Raw genomic sequence first — 23,040 nt, 5'->3', positions numbered from 1 at the left:
AAACCTAAAACCATACTTTTTATTGTAAGCTGCTACTTATCTTCAGTTTTGGGGTTTATACTTTTTAAATTTAAAACAAGTACGGTTAATACAAGTACTCACAATACTTCCTTTTTTAAGTTCCTCACTCTTTTTTTATTATTTTGTTTTGTTTTAAGATGGATTGATTTATTCTTTTTAAGAGAAATTTCCTTATCCAATGATGCTATTACAAACAGAAATCAAAGTGCATTTCACAGTCATAAAAGCAACATCATTTTTGTTATAGCATCCCTTTTTAAATCACTATATTTTTTCCCATTTGTTATCGCTTTAAAAAGCAAATACCGTTTTAATTTCTATACCATTCTCGTCATGTTGCTTTTACTTTTTCCTTTAGTAGAAGGTCTGTTATTTGGAAGTAGAAAACCATTCTTTGAAGTATTTCTTATACTAATAATCTCAATCTTTTATTATAAAAAACCTAATATCAACTTAAAAAGTATAAGTGTTGTGTTGATTTCTGCAATAGGTTTATTGGTCATTTCTGCTTCAATTTTGTTTAGTAGAGAAGAGAGTAAAGAAGGATCAGTAGACGTCCGTAATGAAATTATTAATGGTAAATATAATGACCTGTTAAAGCCTAATGATCAGGTCTTAAATTATTTTGAAGATGAATCCATTTCTTCTGCGCAAAAGGATTATGCATTAATTATATTGCAGTCTAGCCAATACATAACGCATGGTGTTTTTGAGTATAATCATATTATTGATATGCCAGATTTAGCAGTTACCAAAGGGATGTATACATTTTATCCTTTTCGTAAATTTTTCAATAAATTAGGGTTTATTACCGAATTTGATAATGTAAATCCATCACCTAGGAAATTTGTATACTTAACTGCATTTGGAAGTCTTTATATAGACTTTAGATGGTTTACATTACTTTTCTTTTTTCTCTTTGGAATGTTTCAAAGGTATGTGTATGATAAATCATTTTCAAGTAGTATTCATTCTCCAATACTTATTTACCTTACAATAATTAATGTATTTTTGCCCATATTAAATTACATGAGAGGAGCAGGAATTTATCCTATTGTAGGGTTTCTTTTTGTTTTAATTACTCATTATTATTTTTTAAAGATATCAAATGAAAAAAGCACTAATACATGATTGGTATTATGTTAATGGAGGTGCTGAAAAAGTAATACACTCTTTTAATACCATTTGGAAAGACTTTGAGCATTATGCTTTGGTGGACTTTTTAAATGAATCAGACAGAGATTATATTTTAAACGGAGCAACCGTTAACACAAGCTTTATACAGACATTACCGACTGCTAGATCTAATCACAGAAAATTTTTGCAGTTGTTCCCTTATGCTATAGAGCAGTTCGATTTAAATGAGTATGATTTAGTTTTAAGCTCTTCAGCATCCATTGCCAAAGGAGTAATGACCAACCAAAATCAATTACATATATGTTATTGCCATTCTCCAATGCGCTACGCATGGGATTTATATCATCAATATTTAGAAGAGTCTAATTTTGGCTTTTTATCAGGGATGTACGCTAAAAGAGTATTACATAAAATACGAATGTGGGACGTTATTAATTCTAATCGAGTAGATATTTTCATTGCGAATTCAAATTATATTAAAGGCCGAATAAAAAAAATATATAATAGAGACGCTAAGGTTATTTATCCACCAGTTGATGTCAACAGTTTTGAATTAGTCGAACAAAAAGAAGATTACTATTTCACAGCATCTAGAATGGTACCTTACAAAAAAATAGAACTTATTGTAAGAGCATTTAATCACATGCCAGATAAAAAATTGATTGTTGCTGGTGATGGTCCGGAGTATAAGAAAATTAAATCCATAGCTCGATCTAACATTGAACTTGTTGGTTTTTTACAAACGGAAAAGCTAAAAGGCTATATGTCTAAAGCAAGAGCTTTCGTTTTTGCAGCCGAAGAAGATTTTGGAATTATTCCGGTGGAAGCACAAGCTTGTGGTACACCCGTTATAGCTTATAATAAAGGTGGCTCTAAAGAAACTGTGATAAATGGGAAAACTGGGCTATTATTTAATCATCAAACTGAAAAGTCTATTATTGATATAATTGCTACTTTCGAAAAATTAGAATTCCACCCAGCAGCAGTGAGGCAGAACGCAATACGATTTTCAAAAGAACGATTTGAAAAAGAAATGAACGATTTTGTAACCGAAGAATATAACCGTTTTAAAGCTGCAAAATAAATAGATTTCTACTAGTTCAACTGCTCCTTTTTCCCTTGGCTCTTTTATTTTTAGTTGAAATGCTACTTATTTAGTTTTCTATTTTATTTTTTTATTTATGTCTTTTTTTATTATTACGGCAACAGCTTTGTCAATGCCGTATTTTTGTATTAAATTTAATAGTTATTAGGGGTTATTGCATCTTTAAGTTTAAGTTTGTAGCCATTATAATAGCCTTAAATTAGTTACACAGAAAAGTATTGAGTTTATTCAAACAAGGAAGATATTCAGGGTATTTAAGACCTATCTCTTACATTATTGATTTAATTATCATTAATGGTATAGCGGTGTTATATTTACTTAAAGGAAAAGACCCAATCGTTTTTTCGGTTGTAATTTCAATAGGTTGGATTCTACTTTCGGTTTATTCACAGTTTTATGAGGTATACCGATATACAAGACCAATCAGTATTTTATCTCTTATTGTAAAGCAATTCATTTTATTTTTATTAGTCATTTTTGCATTTTCGGGGTTGTATCACGAACTTCATTTATATCCAAGACCTATTGTAAAATATGCACTATTAAGTTTTCTGCCTATTATAATTTTTAAATTCACGATTTATTATTTGTTGCAGAAATATAGAACTTCGTTTGGAGGTAACTATAGAACGACGGTTATTTTAGGTGTGAATAAAAAAACTTTAGCTTTAGATAACTTCTTTAATAAGAATCCTGAATATGGTTATTCTCATAAAAAGACCTTTAACTTAAAAAATAAAATGCACTCTTTAGAAGACTGTTTTCAATATGTTTTAGAAGAAGGTATAGATGAAATTTATTGTTCTATATCAGAGTTAAGCAACTCACAAATTGCAGATATTGTAGATTTTGCTGATAATAACCTTAAAATATTAAAGTTTATTCCAGATAGTAAAGAGATTTATTCTAAAAAACTGCGATATGAGTATTATGACTATATTCCTATTCTTACATTAAGAAATATTCCGCTAGAGGATTCTGTAAATACTTTTATAAAACGCGGTTTTGATATTCTCTTTTCTAGTTTTGTCATTGTATTTCTTTTGTCGTGGTTAACACCGATTATTGCTATTTTGATAAAGATAGAATCTAAAGGGACAATATTTTTTAAACAGTCTAGAAATGGATTTAATTATAAGGAATTCGACTGTTATAAGTTTAGATCAATGATGCCAAACAAAGATGCACATTTATACCAAGCAACTAGAGGAGATCAGCGCGTTACTAAAGTGGGAAAATTTATTAGAAAAACGAGTATAGATGAATTACCTCAATTTTTTAATGTGCTTTTTGGAGATATGTCAGTAGTAGGCCCTAGGCCTCACATGGTAAGTCATACTACGATGTATGCCAAGAAGATTGATAAATTTATGGTTAGGCATTTTGTAAAACCGGGTATTACTGGCTTAGCCCAAACGAGCGGTTTTAGAGGTGAAGTAGAAACAGATAAAGATATTATTGGTAGGGTTAAATATGATATTTTTTATATCGAAAACTGGTCAATACTTTTAGACATGAAAATAATAATTCAAACATTTATTAACGCAATTAAAGGCGACGACAAAGCTTATTAATTATATGCAACCACTAGTTTCTATTATAACACCAATGTATAACAATGCCAATGTTATAAAAAAAACGATTAATAGTGTCCTTAGTCAAACCTATGCTCATTGGGAATTACTTTTGGTAGACGATGCCTCTTCAGATCAAATAAAGGCCATCTTAAAGCCATTTACAGAGAGCGATTCCAGAATTAAGCTATTTACTCACAAAGACAATAAAGGTGCAGCAGAGGCTAGGAATTTAGGCACTAAAATGGCTACAGGAAATTATATTGCCTTCTTAGATGCAGACGACCTTTGGGCAACGAATAAACTTCAATTACAGGTAGCTCAAATGCAAAATAATATCACTGATGTTAGTTTTGGGAGTTACGAATGGATTGATGAAGAAAATCAAGCACTAAACAAAAAAGTACACGCCTTGCCACAGTTGGAGTTCGGAAAGTTGTTAAAGGCAAATTATATAGGGAATTTAACAGGAATGTATAATTCTGAAAAATTAGGTAAAATATACACTAAGGATTTAAAGAAACGACAAGATTGGTTATTGTGGTTAGAGGCATTAAAAAGAAGTGATAAACCTGCAATTGGTATTCAAGAGACAATTGCTTATTATCGCATCACAAAGGGCTCATTATCTTCTAATAAAACCAATTTAATAAAGCATAATTTTAATGTGTATCGTAAAGGCTTAGGTTTTTCTAATGTAAAGTCGTTAGTCTATTTAATACAGTTTCTATTCGAACATTTATTTGTAAAAAAACGTTTAATTCAACCTATAGCTTCGAAATAAATTGCTTTAATTTTCCTGCTTTAGTGCGTTTTAATTGTTCTACACGTTCAAAATTAACATTGATTCCTGTTTCTAAATAGCGTTTCATTTCTGCGGTAATAACGTCTTTTTTATCCGAGTCTAGTTCTTTGCTACTGACATACCGAATTATAAAATGATCTATACGAGATTGCTCAACAATAAATTCGGAAACGTTACCATCATTTTCAATCACACTTTTAGTGATATAATAAAAAGTTAATCCGGCAGCTTTTTTTCCACTTGGCAATACAACAATACTATTTGTTCTTCCAATCAGTTTTTTAAGAATAGGTTTTCTAATGGTACTATTTTCAGATAACACACCAATATCACCAATATCGTATCTGATAAATGGATGGGCTTTATTATATAATGATGTAATAACAACTCTACCTTCTTCACCATAAGGTAAAACTGTATTGTTTTCATCTAAAATTTCAACATAGAGGGTTTCACTATTCACTTGCCATTCATCCTTTGTATTCTGAAACGCAATAAGATCTAATTCTGAAGCTCCATATTCGTTTATTACAGGAAGCCCAAATTGAGTTTCGAGTAATAGTTTATCGTCATCAAATAACATTTCTGATGTTACAATGCAGGCTTTTAAGCTCGGGCAAACTGATTTTAAAATAATGTTACGACGCTTCAAATATTTTGCAAACTGAACAATTGAACTGGTGTAACCATTAATAAAATCGAAGTGTGTCGTTTTAAATTTGGTTAATGCAGTTTCAAAGGCACTATCACTCAAATCAAAAACGGAAAAACGGAATCTGTTACTAAAATAATCCTTCAACCGTTCTTTGTAATAGCCTTTTTTGTCTAGTGGAATTCCGTAAAAACGCGCTTGTTTAGAGCTATTAAAATCGATGTCATACCATCCAAACCGGTTCATTATTTCTGCCCAAGTTAAGGCATGGCACCATTTGTCTTTTGCAAAAATAAAGGGATCACCAGAACTACCAGATGTTTTATTTACATACACATTTTTAGGTGTAAAACCATTACTTAAGCGTTGTTCTAGCGGTTGCTGTAAATGACGTTTGGTAATAATGGGTACAGAATTCCAATCGTTAAAATCTATAGATTTTCCTAAAGATTTATAAAAGGGATTATGTTCTAAATGATAAGAAACAATGGCATTCTTTTGCGCTTCAACATAAGTTTCAAAATCCAAATCAGTTTTCGCCTGAATTTGAGCTAAAGCCGTTTTAGCCTTGTTAATCGCAAAGCCATTTACTTTCAAAGAAAAATCGAATAATCGCAAAGTGTTTTTTGCCTTTAAGGTTTCCGTAAATTAATTGTTTTTTAAACTTAAAACCAATTATTTTTGCCTAAAGAAATTTTAGACATGACTATTTTAATACTTGGCTCTGGCGGAAGAGAACACACATTTGCATGGAAATTAGCACAAAGCGACCGTTGTAAGGCGCTTTTTGTAGCTCCAGGTAACTCAGGAACACAATCAATTGCAACCAATTTAAATATTGGTGTTACTGACTTTGAGGCCATTAAATCAGCAGTTTTAGAACATAAAATTGATTTGGTGGTTGTCGGACCAGAAGATCCATTGGTACAAGGTATTCACGATTTCTTTATAGAAGAAGATGCTTTAAAAAATGTGGCTGTAATCGGACCACAAAAAGCAGCTGCAGAATTAGAAGGCAGTAAGGAGTTTGCTAAAGAGTTTATGATACGTCATAACATTCCGACAGCAGCTTATGAGAGCTTTACTAAAGAAAATGTGGAACAAGGATGCAAGTTTTTAGAAACGCTAAGTCCACCTTATGTTTTAAAGGCAGATGGATTAGCAGCTGGTAAAGGTGTTTTAATCTTAAATGATTTACAAGAAGCCAAAGACGAATTAAAAAGCATGTTGGTTGATGCAAAATTTGGAGATGCCAGTACCAAAGTGGTTATCGAAGAATTTTTAGACGGCATTGAATTAAGCTGTTTTGTATTAACGGACGGAAAAGACTATAAAATTCTACCAACAGCGAAAGATTATAAACGTATTGGTGAAGGAGATACAGGTTTAAATACAGGAGGTATGGGAGCAGTTTCCCCAGTACCATTTGCTACTAAAGAATTTTTAGATAAAATTGAAAATCAAGTCGTAAAACCTACCGTTGAAGGTTTAAAGAAAGATAATTTGCCTTATGTTGGGTTTATTTTTATTGGTTTAATTAAAGTTGGTGACGATCCAAAAGTGATTGAGTACAATGTTAGAATGGGTGACCCTGAAACGGAAGTCGTGTTACCAAGACTAAAAACAGACTTAGTTACTGTTTTTGAAGCCATGGCAAATCAAACTTTAAGTGAAGTTACTATTGATATTGATGAGCGTGCAGCAACAACAATAATGTTAGTTTCTGGCGGGTATCCTGAAGCTTACGAAAAAGGCAAAGAAATTACAGGAATAGAACATATTACAGATTCTATAGTATTTCATGCAGGAGCAATTGAAAAAGACGGTAAAGTGGTTACTTCTGGTGGTCGTGTTATGGCAATTACGTCATATGGAAACACGTACCCAGAAGCCATAAAAAAATCCTATCAAAGTATAGAAAATCTACATTTTGATAAGATGTATTATCGTAAGGATATTGGTTTCGACCTATAAATAAGAATGGGAAGAAATACTTTTATCTTCTTCTCCGTTCTCATTGTATTTTTTAAGCTGTAGCATCCAATATACGAATGCAACGAAGCCAACGAGAATAAATATCCATGAAATTGTGTTAGCAGCAAACCAGCTTTCTAACTCTAATGCTTTAAGTGCGTCAAATGGTGCAAATAACACATTTACAAATAAATCCGCTATTCCGTTAAAGAAATCATTCATAACTTTATAAATTTACACCAATTCTAATGTCGAATTGGGATTGAGCAGCAAAAATACAAAAAGAGTTAATGATAACAAGTATTTTTAGTAAATCTAAGCCTATAAACTTCATATTTGTGGCAGTTTATGTTTGCCTGCTATTTGTAGTAACCAACTATACTCTACTTTTTTCGGATCTAAATAGTTCTTTAGCAACGCTTTTTAAATGGGCAGTGACGTTGTTTTTGGTTTTTTTAATAGACTTTATTGTTTCTAAAAATAACCTAACACAAAGAAATAGTTATGCTATTATGACCTTTGGTTTGCTGTTTGGTATGTTTCCTGAGGTAATGAAACATACAAACTTATTGCTGGCTAATCTGTTTATAATTTTTGCTTTAAGACGGTTAATAAGTTTACATTCTAACTTACACATAAAAAAGAAATTGTTTGATGCTGCGTTTTGGATTGCACTAGCGGCATTATTCTATTTCTGGTCCATATTATTTTTCGCTTTAGTGATAGTAGCTTTGATTTATCATTCTCAAAATGATTTTAAGAATGTTATTATTCCATTTATGGGAGTGGCAACAGTGATTATATTACTCTTGGTCTATAATATTATTGTAGATGATGTCTATGTAAAACCTTCAAATTTTAAACGTTATGCAAGCTTAGATTTTACAGCGTATAATAGCAAGGAAAATATTCTTAAGTTCACCGTGTTATTTACGTCGTATGTATGGACGCTTATCTATTATTTTAAAAATATTCCGGATAAGAACAAAAAATTAAAACCTTCTTATTTCCTAATTGCTTGGTCTTCAATAATTGCTATTTTAGTGGCTATTATTGCTCCAGCTAAAAACGGTAGTGAGTTTCTGTTTTTGTTTGCGCCATTTTCAATTATTATGGCAAATTATATCGAAGTGATTTCAGAACGTTGGTTTAAAGAAGTTTTTATAGCTCTTTTTATTATAGTGCCAATTATAGGTTTAATGTTGTAATTTGTTTCCGAAAGCTAAATCACCAGCATCACCCAAGCCAGGAATTATATAACCTTTTTCATTTAAATTCTCATCTATGGCAGCAATCCATAATTTGACGTCAGTACCAAATTCTTTAGAAACATAATCAACACCTTCTTGTGCGCCTATAACACTTACCAAATGAATATCTTTAGGCGTTCCAAATGGCTTTAAGGCTTCGTAAGTTGCTACCATAGATTGTCCGGTGGCCAACATCGGATCAGCTAAGATTAAAGTTTTACCCTCTAAACTCGGACAAGCCAAATACTCAACCACGATTTCAAAACTTTCCGGATTGTGTTTATGTTGTCTATACGCTGAAATGAATGCATTTTCTGCGGCATCAAAATAATTTAGCAAACCATTGTGGAGTGGTACACCTGCTCGTAAAATAGAGCATAATACAATATCATTTTGATGTAAAACAGTTTCAGAATTACCTAAGGGAGTTGCAATAGTATGCGGATTAAATTGAAGTGATTTACTCAATTCATAACCCATAATTTCACCAATACGTTCTATATTTCTTCGGAAGCGCATGCTGTCTTTCTGAACCGTTTTATCTCTTAATTCAGACATAAAGGTATTTAAAATTGAAGGCGTATCAGAAAGGTTATGAATTTGCATATTATGGGAATTGGTTCAGTCGTTAAAGTTAATAATTCCTACTATATTTGTAAACATTAAATCAATTTCATTATGTTTTCACAAAAAGCAAACGCTATTTTTCAAGAGGTTATTAAAACCTATAAAGTTTTAAATACAGTAGATCAGCCTTTTACTAACAAGTACGATGAAAACGATGATCTTATCGCACATTTGTTATATAGAAAATCTTGGATTGATACTGTTCAGTGGGCTTACGAAGATATTATTAGAGATCCAAACATTGATCCGGTTGCAGCTTTAAAGTTGAAACGAATGATTGATGCCTCTAACCAAGATAGAACGGATACGGTTGAATATATCGATAGTTATTTTTTAAATAAATACAAAGACGTCACCGTAAAACCAGATGCTAAAATCAATTCTGAAAGTCCGGCTTGGGCAATCGATCGTTTATCTATTTTAGCATTAAAGATTTACCACATGCATCTCGAAACAGTAAGAGATGACGCTAGTGATGCGCACAAAGCAGCTTGCCAAACAAAGCTCAATGTTTTATTAGAACAACGTGTAGATTTAAGTACCGCAATAGACGATATGCTTACGGATATTTCAAATGGAGACAAATACATGAAAGTTTATAAGCAAATGAAAATGTACAATGATAATGAACTAAACCCTGTTTTGAGAGGACAGAAATAGTTCGTGAACCTGTTGGGTTTTTAAAACCTGACAGGTTTGTACAAAATTATGCCAAAACCAAAACACATACTCGTTCTTAGGTTTTCTGCAATGGGAGACGTGGCTATGACAGTTCCTGTTTTGCGAGCACTTTCAGCACAACATCCCGAATTAAAAATTACAGTAGTTACCAGAGCCTTTTTCAGACCTTTTTTTCAAGATTTAGAAAATGTAAGCTTCTATAAGGCGGATTTAAAAGGTAAACACAAAGGCGTTTTAGGACTTTATAAACTGTCTAAGGAATTAAAAAAGCTTCGTTTTGATGCAGTTGCAGATGTACACAATGTACTACGTAGTAAAATCTTAAAATTATTTTTCTTCGGAAAAAAAGTAGTCCAATTAAATAAAGGTAGAGCCGAAAAGAAAGCACTAACATCAGGTGTGTCTTTTAAGCAACTAAAAACCACACATCAGCGTTATGCTGATGTTTTTGAAGATTTAGGTTTTACGGTTGATTTATCTAATCCAACATTTCCAAAACCAAAACCATTATCAGCACAACTACGTGCTTTTCATTCAAATAAAGACTTCAAAACTATCGGAATTGCACCTTTTGCAGCACACGAAAGTAAAATGTATCCCTTAGAGCAAATGGAAACTGTAATTGAGCAGCTTTCTAAAGACTATAATGTTGTTTTATTTGGAGGTGGTGCTAAAGAAGTAGAGCTTTTAAATCAGCTTGAAACTAAATACACTAACGTAAAATCCGTTGCAGGACAATTGAATTTAGAGGAAGAATTAATTCTTATTTCAAATTTAGACCTCATGCTAGCTATGGATTCTGGTAATTCACATATGGCGGCAATGTTGGGCAAAAAAGTAATTACAATTTGGGGTGTAACACATCCTTTTGCTGGGTTTGCACCCTTTAATCAACCTATAGATTTTGCACTTACCGCAGACAGAACTCAGTTCCCATTAATACCAACATCTATTTACGGCAATAAATTCCCAGAAGGTTACGAGAAGGCGGCGAGTAGTGTTTCTGAAGCGGTAATCGTTTCAAAAATTAAAGCGGTTATATAAAACTTCTCGATACAATTTTTTCGTACCTCAAAAATCACTCGAAGTGACGAAACTGTATAGAACTAAGTTTACGTCAGTTCGAGTGAAATTCGTTTTTTAGAATTTTATATCTAGAACCTATCGAAAATAAAAAGACCTTTCACGTTATTAAAACGTGAAAGGTCAGTATATCTAATGATTCAAAAATCTAACTAATCTAATAATCTAGATTAAACATCATCATAATCAACAGCAACAGTAGCCGAAGTAGGATGCGCTTGGCAAGTCAATATTAAACCTTGAGCAACTTCGCTATCCGTTAAAATATTATTCTGACGCATTTCGGCTGTACCTTCAGTAAGTTTTGCAATACAACTACTGCAAATTCCACCTTGACAAGAATAAGGAGCATCGATATCTTGCTTTAAAGCGGCTTCAAGAATGGTTTGTTTTTGTGACATGTTAAATTCAAACTCTTCCTCATCAACCACGACTTTAATTTTAGTTTCACCAGAAGCTGTGACAGTAGTAGCATCAGAACCTGCTTCAACAGGAGCAGTAAACAATTCAAACTTAATTGCTTTTTCTTTTACACCATTTTCGATCAATACATCTTTTACGGTATGAATCATTTGCTCAGGTCCGCAGAGGTAGAAATTTTCAATGCTAACACCTTTGTACTTATTTTTTACAATGAGGTTCACCGTGCTTTTTTCAATACGTCCAAATAAAGCATCCGTTTCTTGAGACTGACTGTATATAAAATGTGCATGAAAACGATTATCGTATTGTTTTTTTAGTTGCAATAATTCATCAACAAACATTGCGTCAGCTAAGGTTTTATTACCGTAAACTAATATAAAGTTGCTAAACGGTTCTTCTTCTAAAAGTGTTTTAGCAATACTAAGTACTGGAGTAATTCCACTTCCAGCAGCAAAGGCAGCAATAGTTCTTGTTTTGGCAGCATTAGCTTCAAATACAAAACGTCCGTTTGGTTCTGCAACTTCTAGGACGTCGCCTGCTTTTAAGGTAGTGTTGGCATAAACAGAAAACGTTCCTTTTTCAACCGCTTTTACGGCTACAGTAACGTTTCCACTATTCTGAGAAGCACAAATAGAATAATCTCTACGGATGTCTTCGCCATTAATAGTCGTTTTTAAGGTGATGTATTGTCCGGCTTTAAAGCTGAATTGTTCTTTAAGGTTTTCGGGAATATCAAAGGTTATCGCAACAGAACTGTCTGTTACTTTATCAACTGATTTTATAGTGAGTGAATGAAAATGTGCCATTAAAAATAATTTTTTGCAAAGATAACTAATCTTCCACAGACCTAACAGGTTTTTAAAACCTAGCAGGTCTAAAATTTTAATAAAACATAATACATAAGATTCTTATACATAAGAAAATTATGTATATATTTGTACTACGATGAGCAATTCAAAATTATATAAAGGGAGTTTAACCACCATCATTTTAAAGTTATTAAATGAGAATGATAAAATGTATGGTTACGAAATTACCCAAAAGGTAAAGGAATTAACTAAAGGTGAACTTAAAATTACGGAAGGCGCATTATATCCTGCGTTACACAAATTAGAAGCTGAAGGTTTGTTAGATGTTGAGGTCGCAAAAGTAGATAACCGATTGCGTAAATATTATAAACTCACCGAAACCGGAACCAAAGAAACCGTTAATAAGCTTGAAGAATTAGCCGAGTATATTAAAACGATGCAGGCTTTAGTGAATCCGAAATTGGCATAAATCTTTATCCTACAATGGTATTTGGTGGCTGAGCGAAGTCGAAGTCAAAAACCTTGTAGATATTAAAAATTAAAATGAAACTAACCAAAGAAGACATACAATTTATAGATAACTACTTGGATAATTCTGATGTCATTTACGCAGACATCCGAATGGAAATGGTAGATCATGTGGCTTCGGATATAGAATCTAGAATGGAATCCGGAGATATGCGCGGGTTTTATTATGTATTTAAGGATTATATGGTTGAAAATAAAGCGCAACTTTTAAATGATAACAAACAATTTTTAAAATCTGCCGACAAAAAAATAGGGAAAACATTTTTAAAGGAACTTAAAAACCCAATAACACCTTTATTGTTTTTAGCGTTGTGCATTGGCTTTTACGTATTATATCAAAACTCTAGTTTAGAGACGTTTAGGGCCTGTTTGTCAATTGTTCCACTGATTGGTTTGACAGGATTTATATTGACCTATGTGGTTTATCAAGGGGTAAAAGACAATAAACGGTTCTCTGTGGTTGAGCGATTAGCTTTTCCTTTTTTAGCCTTTTACCAATTACCTAATCTTTTTTTAATTAGAACAAGAGAATTAAATGAAACAAGCGATTTATTTTGGACAATTGGCGGAGCGAGTTTAGCGCTTACCTTAATGTTGGTATTGGTAATTATAAGTGTAAAATTATTTATGAGTTACGAAAGCCAATTTAAAAATATAACCTAAATAGAAGGAGGCCTAGCAGGTTTTTAAAACCTTCCAGGTCTAAAAGTAAATTAACAATGAAACTAACCAAAGAAGAAATACAATTCATTGACAATTATCTCATTAAAAACGAGGTGAAGTATTGGGATGTGCGTTTAGAATTGTTAGATCACATTGTTTCTGCGGTTGAAGATAAAATAACGAATGATGGCATTTCTTTTAATGAAGCCTTACTCGAAGTTCATAAAGGTTTTGGTAATCAGTTTATAGAATTTGGCGTCCCTAAAAGCAAAATATTTGAAAGCGGATTATATCAAAGTAATATTGGATTTAAGAAGTTCACTAGAAATAAACAGAAAGAATTGGGTAGGAAATACCGAACAATGACATGGAACCATCTTAAAGCTAAGTTTTCCACCTTTAAGTTCTGGTTAGAGTATTTGGCCGTTATTTTGGCATTTGTTTCCATTTATCAATTTAAACCTAAAGCATGTTTTCTCATCGGTTTAATAGTGCTAATTCTACCTACCATATACTCTGCGTATTATTCTATAAAAGATAAGTCTACTCGAAAATCATTAAGTTTTGCTATGGCTACAAGTTCTGCTATGGCAGTGTGGTCGTTATATAATCTTTCGTTTTATATCTTAAAGGATCGTTATGAGAATGTTGCAAATATGCCTCATGGTTTCTTTGTTATTGTAGCGTGCTTATTTTATCCTGTGATTAGAGCCAATATTGAAGTGTATCAGAACGTATATAAAGAGAATAAGAAAACTTTTAACTTTAAGTTTTTATAAATGAAACTCACTGAATCTCAAATACAAGACCTCTACGCTTTTACAAGACAACATTTTGTAGAGCATTACGACTTACAAACCGAACTCGTAGATCATTTAGCCAACGATATTGAAGAGCAATGGCAAAACCAACCCAAACTCAGTTTTGAAGACGCTAAAAACAAAGCCTTCAAAAAATTCGGAATTTTTGGTTTTATGGATGCCATTGAACAAAAAGCTAAAGCTATGAATAAGCGCTATATGCGTTATATGTGGACTGAACTTAAGAAATGGTTTGAGTTGCCACAAATTATTTCAACGATTGCCTTGTTTTTATTGTTTTATCTAGCATTTTCTTCTGAATTTGTAGCAATTGCTTCTGTGGTTCTTTATGTCCTAATTGTCTCATGGGTTATGTATAAAACGATTCAGCTGAATAGACAGTTTAGACGCAGAAAGGAAATTTCTAACAAAAAATGGATGTTGGAAGAAATGATCTATAAACAAGCTGGTGCAACATCGTTAATTTTTCTATCTCAGATCTATAATATGTTTATAATTTCAGATGAATTTTTAACCAACATATATGCTGTCCTAGGTTTATCATTGGCATTTACAGCCTTAGTTTTAATCAATTATATCAGCTTTGAACTCATACCAAACAAAGCCGAAAAACTACTGAATGAAACTTATCCAGAATTTAGTTTGTAACAAATTCCTGTTTTTTCATACTTACTACATAAACCAACCTTTCATTACATTATGATAAAACACTTTCTCAATCTCGAATGGAAACAATATTTTCGTTCGTCATATTGGCAAAAAAATATGGTCATCAATATCTTAATGGTATTTTTTGCGCTTTATTTTGTTGCTTCTTTTGCAGCATTAGGATTCGGATTGTTCTTCTTGCTAAGGAAAACTTTTCCAGATCAAGATCCGTTCGTCATTGCAAATAACTATCTGTTTTATTGGATTATTGGAGATTTGCTAATGCGATTCTTTTTACAAAAGCTACCTGTAATGAGCGTAAAACCCTTATTGACGCTTCCTATAAAGCGTTCTACAGTGGTGAATTATGTTTTAGGAAAATCGGCAGTATCATTTTTTAACTTTCTGCCATTATTTGCTATTATTCCATTTAGTATCATCTTAATCGGAGAAGGTTACGAAACATCAATGATATTAACATGGATGTTTACGATGATAGTTGTGGTACTCATTATCAATTTCGTAAACTTTATAATAGAAGCGTTTTCTGCAAATTCTGAACTATCATTTTTACCAATAGTAGCGGTTGTAGGAGTGTTATTTGCATTAAATTATTTCGAAATTTTCTCATTAACAACATTAATAGGTAGTGGATTTTTGGCTATTGCAAACAGCCCAATCCTTATTTTAATTCCCATAGTTGTACTTATAGTATGTTATACTATCAACTTCAAAATTTTAAGAAACAAACTATTTTTAGACAGTTCATTAAAATCGAAAGTCACTGAAGTTAATGCTTCAGACTTATCATGGACAGAACGTTTTGGTGACATTGCGCCATTCATGAAACTCGATTTAAAATTGATTTGGAGAAACAAACGAACCAAATCAATGGCTATGTTATTACTAGTTGGTGTGCTTTACGGCTTGTTCTTTTATCCACAACCACAGTTCTTGAAAATGGAGTTTATGTATGCTTTTATCGGAATTTTCTCTACAGGATTCTTCCTTATCAATTTCGGTCAATTCATTCCGGCTTGGGATAGTGGATACTATAAATTACTAATGAGTCAAAATATTAAATACGAGCAATACTTACGTTCAAAATTTATCCTAATGGTCATGAGTGTGGTACTTCTTTTTGTATTAGGAATCCCTTATGTGTATTTTGGATATAAAATTTTAATCGCGCATTTTGCTGCGGCTATTTATAACATTGGTGTTAATACGCATGTTATTTTGTATGGAGGATCCTTCAATAGAAAAAAAATAGATTTAGATAAAAAAGCCGCTTTTAATTACCAAGGTACTGGGGCTGTACAATGGATAATCGGAATTCCATTAATGATCATACCAATGGCTTTATTTGGTGTTACCAATTGGCTTGTTGGTTTTGAAGCCGCTTCTGCTTTATTAATCCTTTTAGGTGTTGGCGGGATTGTTTTTCATAAAAAATTAATGAAAGGCATTACTAAGAAATATTTAAACTCAAAATACAAAATGATTGACGCCTTTAGTCAAGATAACTAATAACACATCGCATTATGATATATACAAAAGACCTTACCAAAGCATATAACGGAACAACCGTACTTAATATTGAAGAATTAACCATTCCTAAAGGCCAAAGTTTTGGGTTAGTAGGAAATAATGGAGCCGGAAAAACAACCTATTTCAGTTTACTACTCGATCTAATTAAACCAACCACAGGAAACATTACCAGTAATAATGTTGTCGTAGATGAAAGTGAAGATTGGAAACCATTTACATCGTCTTTTATTGACGAAAGCTTTTTAATTGGCTATTTAACACCAGAAGAGTATTTCTATTTTATAGGAGAACTTCGAGGACAGAATAAAGCAGATGTAGATACGTTAACCTCAAAATTTGAAGATTTTTTCAACGGTGAAATCATAGGTAAGAAAAAATACTTGAGAGACTTAAGTAAAGGAAACCAAAAGAAAGCAGGTATCGTTGCGGCACTTATAGGTCATCCAGAAGTTATTATTTTAGATGAACCGTTTGCTAATTTAGATCCAACAACTCAAATACGACTAAAACAAATCATAAAAGATTTAGCCGAAAAGCAAGGAGTTACTGTTTTAGTATCTAGTCACGATTTAACACATGTGACAGATGTTTGTGAACGTATCGTTGTTTTAGAAAAAGGAAATGTGATTAAAGATTTAGAAACCAATCCTGCCACTTTAAAAGAATTGGAAGCGCATTTTGGAAGTAGCGCCGTAGTATCTCAAGAGGAAGAATAACAATATCTTTATATAATTTAAAAGCCCATAATTATGTCTTAATTATGGGCTTTTTTTTGCTTTCAGATAGTGTGCTACCTCGAAAAACGATTAAATAACATCAAAAATTCAAAAAGATCCTTATTTTTACCACTTAACACACTAAACAGAGTGTTTTTAAGTTATCTATTAACCAAATAGAACCAACGTTTGAAAACCTATTACAAAATCATATTATCTGTATGTTGCGTGGCAATGCTTACCCAAAGTTGTTCGCGTAAAAAAGATAAATTTATTAACAGGAACTTCCATGCCATGGGCACAAAATATAATGTGCTTTATAATGGTAATATTGCATTAGAGCGCGGAAAAGATGAAGTTAATAATGAGTTTACAGAAAATTTTTGGGAGCTGCTTCCTGTCGAAAGAATGAGTGTCTCTGAAGATATCTTTCTACCAGGACAAACTAAAAACGCCGATTTTGAACGTGCCGAAGAAAAAGCTATAAAAGCTATCCAAGTACATGGAATGAATATTGGAGGAAAGGAAAAAAATCCTCAAATAGACGAAGCATATTTACTTTTAGGACAAGCCCGTTATTTCGATCAACGTTTTGTGCCAGCTATGGCAGCATTCAATAATATCTTGAATAAATATCCAACTAGTGATAAAATTAATCAGGTTAAAATCTGGCGCGAAAAAACAAGTATGCGTTTAGATAATGACGCTGGTGCCATAGAGAAATTAAAACGCTTATTAAAAGAAGAGGACATTGAAGGCCAGGATTTAGCGGATGCCACAGCAGCTTTGGCTCAAGCTTATCTCAACATAAAATCTAAAGACAGTGCATTGGCTCAGCTTACTATTGCTGCCGAAAACACTAAGGTTAAACGAGAAAAGGCCCGTTACCATTTTATTAAAGGACAATTGTATAATGAATTTGGTAAAAGAGATAGTGCAAATATAGAATTCGATGCTATTATCGATATGCATCGTCAAATACCAAGATCTTTTTACATCAATGCACATATTGAAAAATCGAATAATTTTGATGTATTAAACGGTGATCAAATTGAGTTTGAAGAATACCTTGCAGAATTAGAAGAAAACAGAGAGAACAGGCCATTTCTAGATAAAATTTATTACCGCATTGCAGAATACCATCGCAGTAATGCGTCAGATAGTCTTTCCGAAGTATACTATAATAAATCACTCAGAAAAACCACCTCAGATAAGTATTTAAGATCGCTTAGTTATGAAACTTTGGGGAACATGTATTTTGATAGAAACATCTATAAAACTGCAGGTGCTTATTATGATAGTACAATGACCGCAATGGTTGTAAATACGAAGCCATATCGAATCATAAAAAAGAAGCGCGAAAATCTTGATGATGTTATATACTATGAAGGTATTGCGCAAACCAATGACAGTATTTTAAGAATGGTTAGTCTTCCAAAGTCTGAGCAATTGGCAATTTATACAAAACACACAGAGGATCTTCAGTTAAAGGCTTTAGAAGCACAAAAGCAGCAAGAAGAAGCCTCGAAAACGCAAAAAAGTCAACCATCTCAGGCAACAAGGTTAGATCAAAAAGGTAAAACAGCGTCGAGAAGTTTAGGGAATAATCCTCCAGGAACCTCTAGAATTCCGCAACCTAATGGAATAGGTAATAGAAATAGTAGTAGTTTTTATTTTTACAACCCAACTACTGTAGCTTATGGTAAAAATGAATTTCTAAAACTTTGGGGAGAACGTAAGCTTCAAGATAATTGGAGGTTTAATAACCAACGAGCAGATGTTGCAAATACGACAAAAGATGAAGAGTTAGTTGGAGAAATAACCAAAGACAAGCGTTTTGATCCTGAAACCTATTTAGCATCATTGCCAACAAGTCAAAGTGAATTCGATAGTATTGCAACAGAACGGAACTATGCCTATTATCAACTAGGAATTATTTATAAAGAAAAATTTAAAGAGTTTCAATTATCAAAAACGAGATTTGAAGACCTTTTAGACCATAATCCTGAGGACCGATTAATTTTACCTTCAAAATATAACTTATATCGTTTGTATATTGAATTAGGATTAAACCAAAAGGCAGAAGCCATGAAAACTGCGATTATCCAAGAGTATCCAGATTCTCGTTATGCTGAAATTCTATTAAACCCACAATCCGAATTATCAAAGGATGAAAATAGTCCAGAAACCATTTACACCAATCTCTATAAACAATTCGAAAATGAAGAATATGCTGCTGTAATTACAGAAGCCGAAGTGCAGATTAAGCGCTTTGAAGGGGATGATTTTGTGCCAAAGTTCGAAATTTTAAAAGCATCCGCAAAAGGGAGACTTTATGGATTTGAAGCTTATAAAGAAGGGATTAACTATATTGCATTGACTTACGCTAATACAGAAGAGGGGAAAAAAGCACAAGAAATTATAAAAGATGCCCTTCCGGCTTTACAAAAGAAGGAGTTTATTGCAGATGATGATGCTAGAAAATTCAATGTTATTTTCCAATTTGAAAATAATTCAGGTGAAGATATTGAAGCTTTTATTGCGACTTTGGATGAAGAAGTGGAGAAAATAAAATACTTTGATCTTACAACATCTAAAGATCTATACGACGAAAATACTACCTTTGTGGTGGTACATGGATTAAAAAGTATCGCTGGAGCAAATGGATTTGGAGAATTGCTTAAGACGGAAGAAAAAGATAAAAGAGGACGCGTTGTAAAACCTAAAATCACGCGACCTTATATTGCTATTTCTTCTCCAAACTATGCAATTATACAACGACATAAGAACTTAAATGCGTATTTAAAATTACAGTAATTTAAAACCAAAGCAACATGTTTTCTTCAGACAGAAAAAAACCAAAACAACAATCAACTATGGAATCAACTACTCAGCAAAATATTATAGCGCAAGGCACTAAAATTGTAGGTGACATTGCAAGCCAAGGGCCATTTAGAATTGATGGAACTGTTGAAGGTAACGTAAAGACTTCGGGTAAAATAGTTGTAGGTAAATCGGGTTATATAAAAGGTACTTTACAGGGCGAAAATGCCGACTTTGAAGGTAAATTTTCAGGTAAACTTATTTTATCTGGTACGTTATCCTTAAAATCCACAGCACATATAGAAGGGGAGGTCCACATAAGTAAGTTGGCTGTAGAACCTGGAGCTACTTTTAATGCGACTTGTAGTATGAAAGGAACGGTTAAGTCGCTATCTAATGAGCCAGTTAGATCTGAATCTACACCAGCGCAAAGTGTCCAAAGCAAATAATAAAGGACCTAATAAGTTTATTAGGTTTACATCTGTTGCATTTCAGATGGGAGGCACTATTTTTCTTGGAAATTATTTTGGTCAATGGCTAGACGCGAAGTATAACAAGGATTATTTAGAAACTACAATAACACTTCTATCGGTTTTTATTTCAATGTATTTGGTGATTTCTCAAGTTATAAAAGTGTCTAAAGAAGATGATTAAATCACTTACGGTCTATATGCTATCATTTTCGATAGTATTCATAATTGTTCATTTTTTACAAGAATTCATTCTTAATCAATTAAATAGCTCAGTTCGATTTAGTTTATGGGACACTAATTTGTTTTTTGCCATTGCTTCGATTGTAATCTGTTTACATCTAAAATTCTTTTCGTTTTTTAAAAAACTTCAACCGCAATTGGGTTTTATCTACTTACCGACTTTATTTATTAAAGGTATTTTGTTTTTTATAATGTTTAAATCACCGATATTTGGGTTAGTTGACTTAACAACCACTGAACGATTGAATCTTTTAATTCCACTACTCTTATTCTTAGGATTAGAGGTGTTTTTTGTCGTTAAAATCATCACGAAAAACGAGGTCTAAATAATTAGCATAAAAACGCATTGTTATTTTAATTAATTACGTACTTTTGCACGGAATTTGAGAAGAATTATTTTTTGATTTTATAACAATGAAGATATTTCAACAAGGTTTTAAAAGTTTAGCACTAGCTCTATTAGTGTTTCTTCCTGCGTCTGTTTTTGCAATTACTACAGCAAGTGGTGAGGGTGAGGTGGATACAAAAATGGAAGTAGAGGATTATATTTTACATCACCTTAAGGATTCTCATGATTTTTCATTGTTTTCTTATACAAACGGTGAGGGTGAGCGTGTTCATGTTGGTTTCCCTTTACCTGTTATTGTTTGGTCTTCTGAAGGTCTGGTGACATTTATGTCTTCTGAGTTTCATCATAATGATGATGGAGGTGTGATTGTAGAAAAAGGCGGACTTAAATTCGCTAAAATTCATTCAAAAATTTACGAGCTAGAACAAGGAGCAACAACGGTTAGTTTTGATGCTGAACATCATGCTACAAATGGTACTAAGGTTTTAGATTTTTCAATTACTAAAAGTGTATTTGGAATCTTAGTAATTGGTTTATTGATGTTATTTTGGTTCTCTAGATTAGCAAGTCAATACAAGAAAAAACAAATCCCAACAGGATTTGGTCGTGTGTTAGAGCCATTAGTGCTTTACGTTAGAGACGAAATTTCAAGACCAAATATTGGTGAAAAACACTACCGTAGATTTACGGGGTATCTTTTAACTGTGTTTTTCTTTATATGGATTTTAAACTTGGTGGGTTTAACACCTTTAGGTTTTAACGTTACGGGTCAGTTAGCAGTAACAGCGTGTTTAGCTATATTTACATTAGTTATCTATACGGTTAGTGGAAACAAAGATTATTGGATGCATATATTTTGGATGCCAGGTGTGCCAATTTTAATTCGTCCAGTTTTAGCAATCATAGAATTGGCTGGAGCTTTAATTATTAAGCCTTTTTCATTGTTAGTACGTTTGTTTGCAAACATTTCTGCAGGTCATATTGTCTTAATGAGTTTAATAGCCATTATGTTTACATTAAAGGAATCATTAGGTGTTGTTGGTGCAACAGGCTTATCCTTTGTGTTATCATTTTTTATATTACTAATTGAATTATTAGTAGCGTTTTTACAAGCGTATATTTTTACAATGCTTTCAGCTTTATTTATTGGTATGGCTGTGGCAGAACACGATCATGAGCATGAGCACGATGCACACGGTCATGAAGCTCCTGATGCAGAAGACGTAAGAGGAGATTTCATTTAATAAGAGTTTTTTTAATTTAACTATATATATCAATTTTTATGGAACCAGTAACTTACAATTTAATTGGTGCGGGATTAATCGTAATCGGAGCAGGTATTGGACTTGGTCAAATCGGTGGAAAAGCAATGGAAGGTATTGCTCGTCAGCCAGAAGCGACAGGTAAAATTCAAACAGCGATGATTATTATTGCAGCACTTTTAGAAGGTTTAGCATTTGGAGCTTTATTCTTAGGAAAATAAGAACCAAATCAAATTTACAAAAACACTATCCTGTAACGGTTGGTTGCAGGACGTGTTTTTAAATTAAAAAAAGACAACACACTTAATTACTTAATAATATGGATAAGTTATTAAACGATTTTTCACCAGGTTTATTTGTAGTGTCAACAATCCTTTTGTTGGCATTAATAGCACTTATGGTAAAGTTTGCTTGGAAACCAATTCTTACTTCATTAAATGAAAGAGAAGAAGGTATTCAAGGTGCTTTAGATGCAGCAGAAAAAGCAAAGCGTGAAATGGCAAACCTTCAAGCAGATAACCAAAAGTTATTGCAAGAAGCGCGTTTAGAAAGAGAAACGATGCTTAAAGAAGCTCGCGAACTTAAAACTAAAATGATTGCAGATGCTGAAGCAGAAGCAAAAACGCAAGCCAATAAAATGATTGCACAAGCACAAGAGGCTATTACTAGTGAAAAGAAAGCAGCTATGGCAGAATTAAAAAGTCATGTTGCAGGTTTATCTATAGAAATCGCTGAAAAAGTAGTGCGTAATGAATTATCTAACAAAGACAAGCAACTTGCATTAGTTGAGTCTATGTTGGGTGAAGCAACTTTAAACTAATAAGA

General features: G+C 32.6%; 25 protein-coding genes. 21 read left to right on the top strand and 4 right to left on the bottom strand.

Features of this window, described 5'->3' with window-relative positions:
• The first annotated feature begins 354 nt into the window (after positions 1-354).
• The 4 genes from BLT80_RS02365 (at position 355) to BLT80_RS02350 (ending at position 4,621) form a co-directional block, all read left to right on the top strand.
• A complete protein-coding gene (locus BLT80_RS02365; RefSeq protein ID WP_092465980.1) occupies positions 355-1,152 on the top strand; it encodes a hypothetical protein in 798 nt (265 codons plus the stop codon).
• Positions 1,130-2,242 carry a glycosyltransferase gene (locus tag BLT80_RS02360; RefSeq protein ID WP_092465979.1) on the top strand — a complete coding sequence of 371 codons (1,113 nt, stop codon included), beginning with the start codon at positions 1,130-1,132 and terminating at the stop codon, positions 2,240-2,242. The genes BLT80_RS02365 and BLT80_RS02360 overlap by 23 nt, the downstream gene beginning before the upstream one ends.
• Before the next feature lie 239 nt (positions 2,243-2,481).
• Positions 2,482-3,837, top strand: a complete 1,356-nt coding sequence (locus BLT80_RS02355; protein WP_092465978.1) for an exopolysaccharide biosynthesis polyprenyl glycosylphosphotransferase — start codon at positions 2,482-2,484, stop codon at positions 3,835-3,837.
• Between the two features lie 4 nt (positions 3,838-3,841).
• Complete coding sequence (locus BLT80_RS02350; protein ID WP_092465977.1) at positions 3,842-4,621, top strand: glycosyltransferase family 2 protein; 780 nt, start codon at positions 3,842-3,844, stop codon at positions 4,619-4,621.
• Here the strand turns inward: BLT80_RS02350 and BLT80_RS02345 are convergent.
• Complete coding sequence (locus BLT80_RS02345; RefSeq protein WP_092465976.1) at positions 4,605-5,912, bottom strand: phenylacetate--CoA ligase family protein; 1,308 nt, start codon at positions 5,910-5,912, stop codon at positions 4,605-4,607. The two genes, BLT80_RS02350 and BLT80_RS02345, sit on opposite strands and share 17 nt — an antisense overlap.
• 84 nt (positions 5,913-5,996) lie before the next feature.
• On the opposite strand from BLT80_RS02345, the gene purD reads away from it, so the two are divergent.
• Positions 5,997-7,268: a phosphoribosylamine--glycine ligase gene (gene purD, locus BLT80_RS02340; RefSeq protein WP_092466862.1), complete on the top strand. Its 1,272-nt coding sequence runs from the start codon at positions 5,997-5,999 to the stop codon at positions 7,266-7,268.
• Here purD and BLT80_RS02335 read toward each other — a convergent pair.
• On the bottom strand, positions 7,263-7,490 hold the full coding sequence (locus BLT80_RS02335) for a DUF6341 family protein (protein ID WP_092465975.1): 228 nt from the start codon (positions 7,488-7,490) through the stop codon (positions 7,263-7,265). The genes purD and BLT80_RS02335 overlap by 6 nt on opposite strands.
• Before the next feature lie 68 nt (positions 7,491-7,558).
• On the opposite strand from BLT80_RS02335, the gene BLT80_RS02330 reads away from it, so the two are divergent.
• Positions 7,559-8,476: a DUF6427 family protein gene (locus tag BLT80_RS02330; protein ID WP_092465974.1), complete on the top strand. Its 918-nt coding sequence runs from the start codon at positions 7,559-7,561 to the stop codon at positions 8,474-8,476.
• On the opposite strand, the gene upp is transcribed toward BLT80_RS02330, so the two are convergent.
• On the bottom strand, positions 8,465-9,124 hold the full coding sequence (gene upp, locus BLT80_RS02325) for a uracil phosphoribosyltransferase (RefSeq protein WP_092465973.1): 660 nt from the start codon (positions 9,122-9,124) through the stop codon (positions 8,465-8,467). The genes BLT80_RS02330 and upp overlap by 12 nt on opposite strands.
• Positions 9,125-9,196: 72 nt before the next feature.
• On the opposite strand from upp, the gene BLT80_RS02320 reads away from it, so the two are divergent.
• Entirely contained in the window at positions 9,197-9,805 is a 609-nt protein-coding gene (locus tag BLT80_RS02320; protein ID WP_092465972.1) for a DUF4254 domain-containing protein, read from the top strand.
• Between the two features lie 48 nt (positions 9,806-9,853).
• The gene (locus BLT80_RS02315) at positions 9,854-10,870 is read left to right on the top strand and encodes a glycosyltransferase family 9 protein (protein ID WP_245710073.1); all 1,017 of its coding nucleotides are present in this window, start codon (positions 9,854-9,856) and stop codon (positions 10,868-10,870) included.
• A gap of 209 nt (positions 10,871-11,079) precedes the next feature.
• Here the strand turns inward: BLT80_RS02315 and BLT80_RS02310 are convergent, their stop codons facing one another.
• Positions 11,080-12,138: a ferredoxin--NADP reductase gene (locus BLT80_RS02310; RefSeq protein WP_092465970.1), complete on the bottom strand. Its 1,059-nt coding sequence runs from the start codon at positions 12,136-12,138 to the stop codon at positions 11,080-11,082.
• A gap of 139 nt (positions 12,139-12,277) precedes the next feature.
• On the opposite strand from BLT80_RS02310, the gene BLT80_RS02305 reads away from it, so the two are divergent.
• From BLT80_RS02305 to BLT80_RS02245, 13 genes are all read left to right on the top strand, one after another.
• Complete coding sequence (locus BLT80_RS02305) at positions 12,278-12,610, top strand: PadR family transcriptional regulator (RefSeq protein WP_092465969.1); 333 nt, start codon at positions 12,278-12,280, stop codon at positions 12,608-12,610.
• Between the two features lie 74 nt (positions 12,611-12,684).
• On the top strand, positions 12,685-13,332 hold the full coding sequence (locus BLT80_RS02300; protein ID WP_092465968.1) for a hypothetical protein: 648 nt from the start codon (positions 12,685-12,687) through the stop codon (positions 13,330-13,332).
• A 56-nt stretch (positions 13,333-13,388) separates the two neighbouring features.
• Positions 13,389-14,111, top strand: coding sequence for a hypothetical protein (locus BLT80_RS02295; RefSeq protein ID WP_092465967.1), 723 nt, complete (start codon positions 13,389-13,391; stop codon positions 14,109-14,111).
• Complete coding sequence (locus tag BLT80_RS02290) at positions 14,112-14,801, top strand: hypothetical protein (protein ID WP_092465966.1); 690 nt, start codon at positions 14,112-14,114, stop codon at positions 14,799-14,801.
• Between the two features lie 51 nt (positions 14,802-14,852).
• A complete protein-coding gene (locus BLT80_RS02285) occupies positions 14,853-16,331 on the top strand; it encodes a DUF5687 family protein (RefSeq protein WP_092465965.1) in 1,479 nt (492 codons plus the stop codon).
• Between the two features lie 14 nt (positions 16,332-16,345).
• Complete coding sequence (locus tag BLT80_RS02280) at positions 16,346-17,068, top strand: ABC transporter ATP-binding protein (RefSeq protein ID WP_092465964.1); 723 nt, start codon at positions 16,346-16,348, stop codon at positions 17,066-17,068.
• A 234-nt stretch (positions 17,069-17,302) separates the two neighbouring features.
• Positions 17,303-19,885 (top strand): type IX secretion system periplasmic lipoprotein PorW/SprE, encoded by a 2,583-nt coding sequence (gene porW / locus BLT80_RS02275; RefSeq protein ID WP_449488719.1) that lies wholly within the window; start codon positions 17,303-17,305, stop codon positions 19,883-19,885.
• Between the two features lie 17 nt (positions 19,886-19,902).
• Positions 19,903-20,340, top strand: coding sequence for a bactofilin family protein (locus BLT80_RS02270; RefSeq protein WP_092465962.1), 438 nt, complete (start codon positions 19,903-19,905; stop codon positions 20,338-20,340).
• Entirely contained in the window at positions 20,324-20,545 is a 222-nt protein-coding gene (locus BLT80_RS02265; RefSeq protein ID WP_245710072.1) for an AtpZ/AtpI family protein, read from the top strand. The genes BLT80_RS02270 and BLT80_RS02265 overlap by 17 nt, the downstream gene beginning before the upstream one ends.
• Positions 20,538-20,930: a DUF6168 family protein gene (locus BLT80_RS20455; RefSeq protein WP_092465960.1), complete on the top strand. Its 393-nt coding sequence runs from the start codon at positions 20,538-20,540 to the stop codon at positions 20,928-20,930. The genes BLT80_RS02265 and BLT80_RS20455 overlap by 8 nt, the downstream gene beginning before the upstream one ends.
• An 88-nt stretch (positions 20,931-21,018) precedes the next feature.
• Entirely contained in the window at positions 21,019-22,197 is a 1,179-nt protein-coding gene (gene atpB / locus BLT80_RS02255; protein WP_092465959.1) for a F0F1 ATP synthase subunit A, read from the top strand.
• A 38-nt stretch (positions 22,198-22,235) separates the two neighbouring features.
• Positions 22,236-22,436, top strand: coding sequence for an ATP synthase F0 subunit C (atpE, locus tag BLT80_RS02250; RefSeq protein WP_092465958.1), 201 nt, complete (start codon positions 22,236-22,238; stop codon positions 22,434-22,436).
• A 98-nt stretch (positions 22,437-22,534) separates the two neighbouring features.
• On the top strand, positions 22,535-23,035 hold the full coding sequence (locus tag BLT80_RS02245; protein WP_092465957.1) for a F0F1 ATP synthase subunit B: 501 nt from the start codon (positions 22,535-22,537) through the stop codon (positions 23,033-23,035).
• Positions 23,036-23,040: the final 5 nt, after the last annotated feature.

It is taken from the genome of Winogradskyella thalassocola (assembly GCF_900099995.1).
GTDB lineage: Bacteria > Bacteroidota > Bacteroidia > Flavobacteriales > Flavobacteriaceae > Winogradskyella > Winogradskyella thalassocola.
This window is presented reverse-complemented; position numbering and strand designations above follow the sequence as displayed.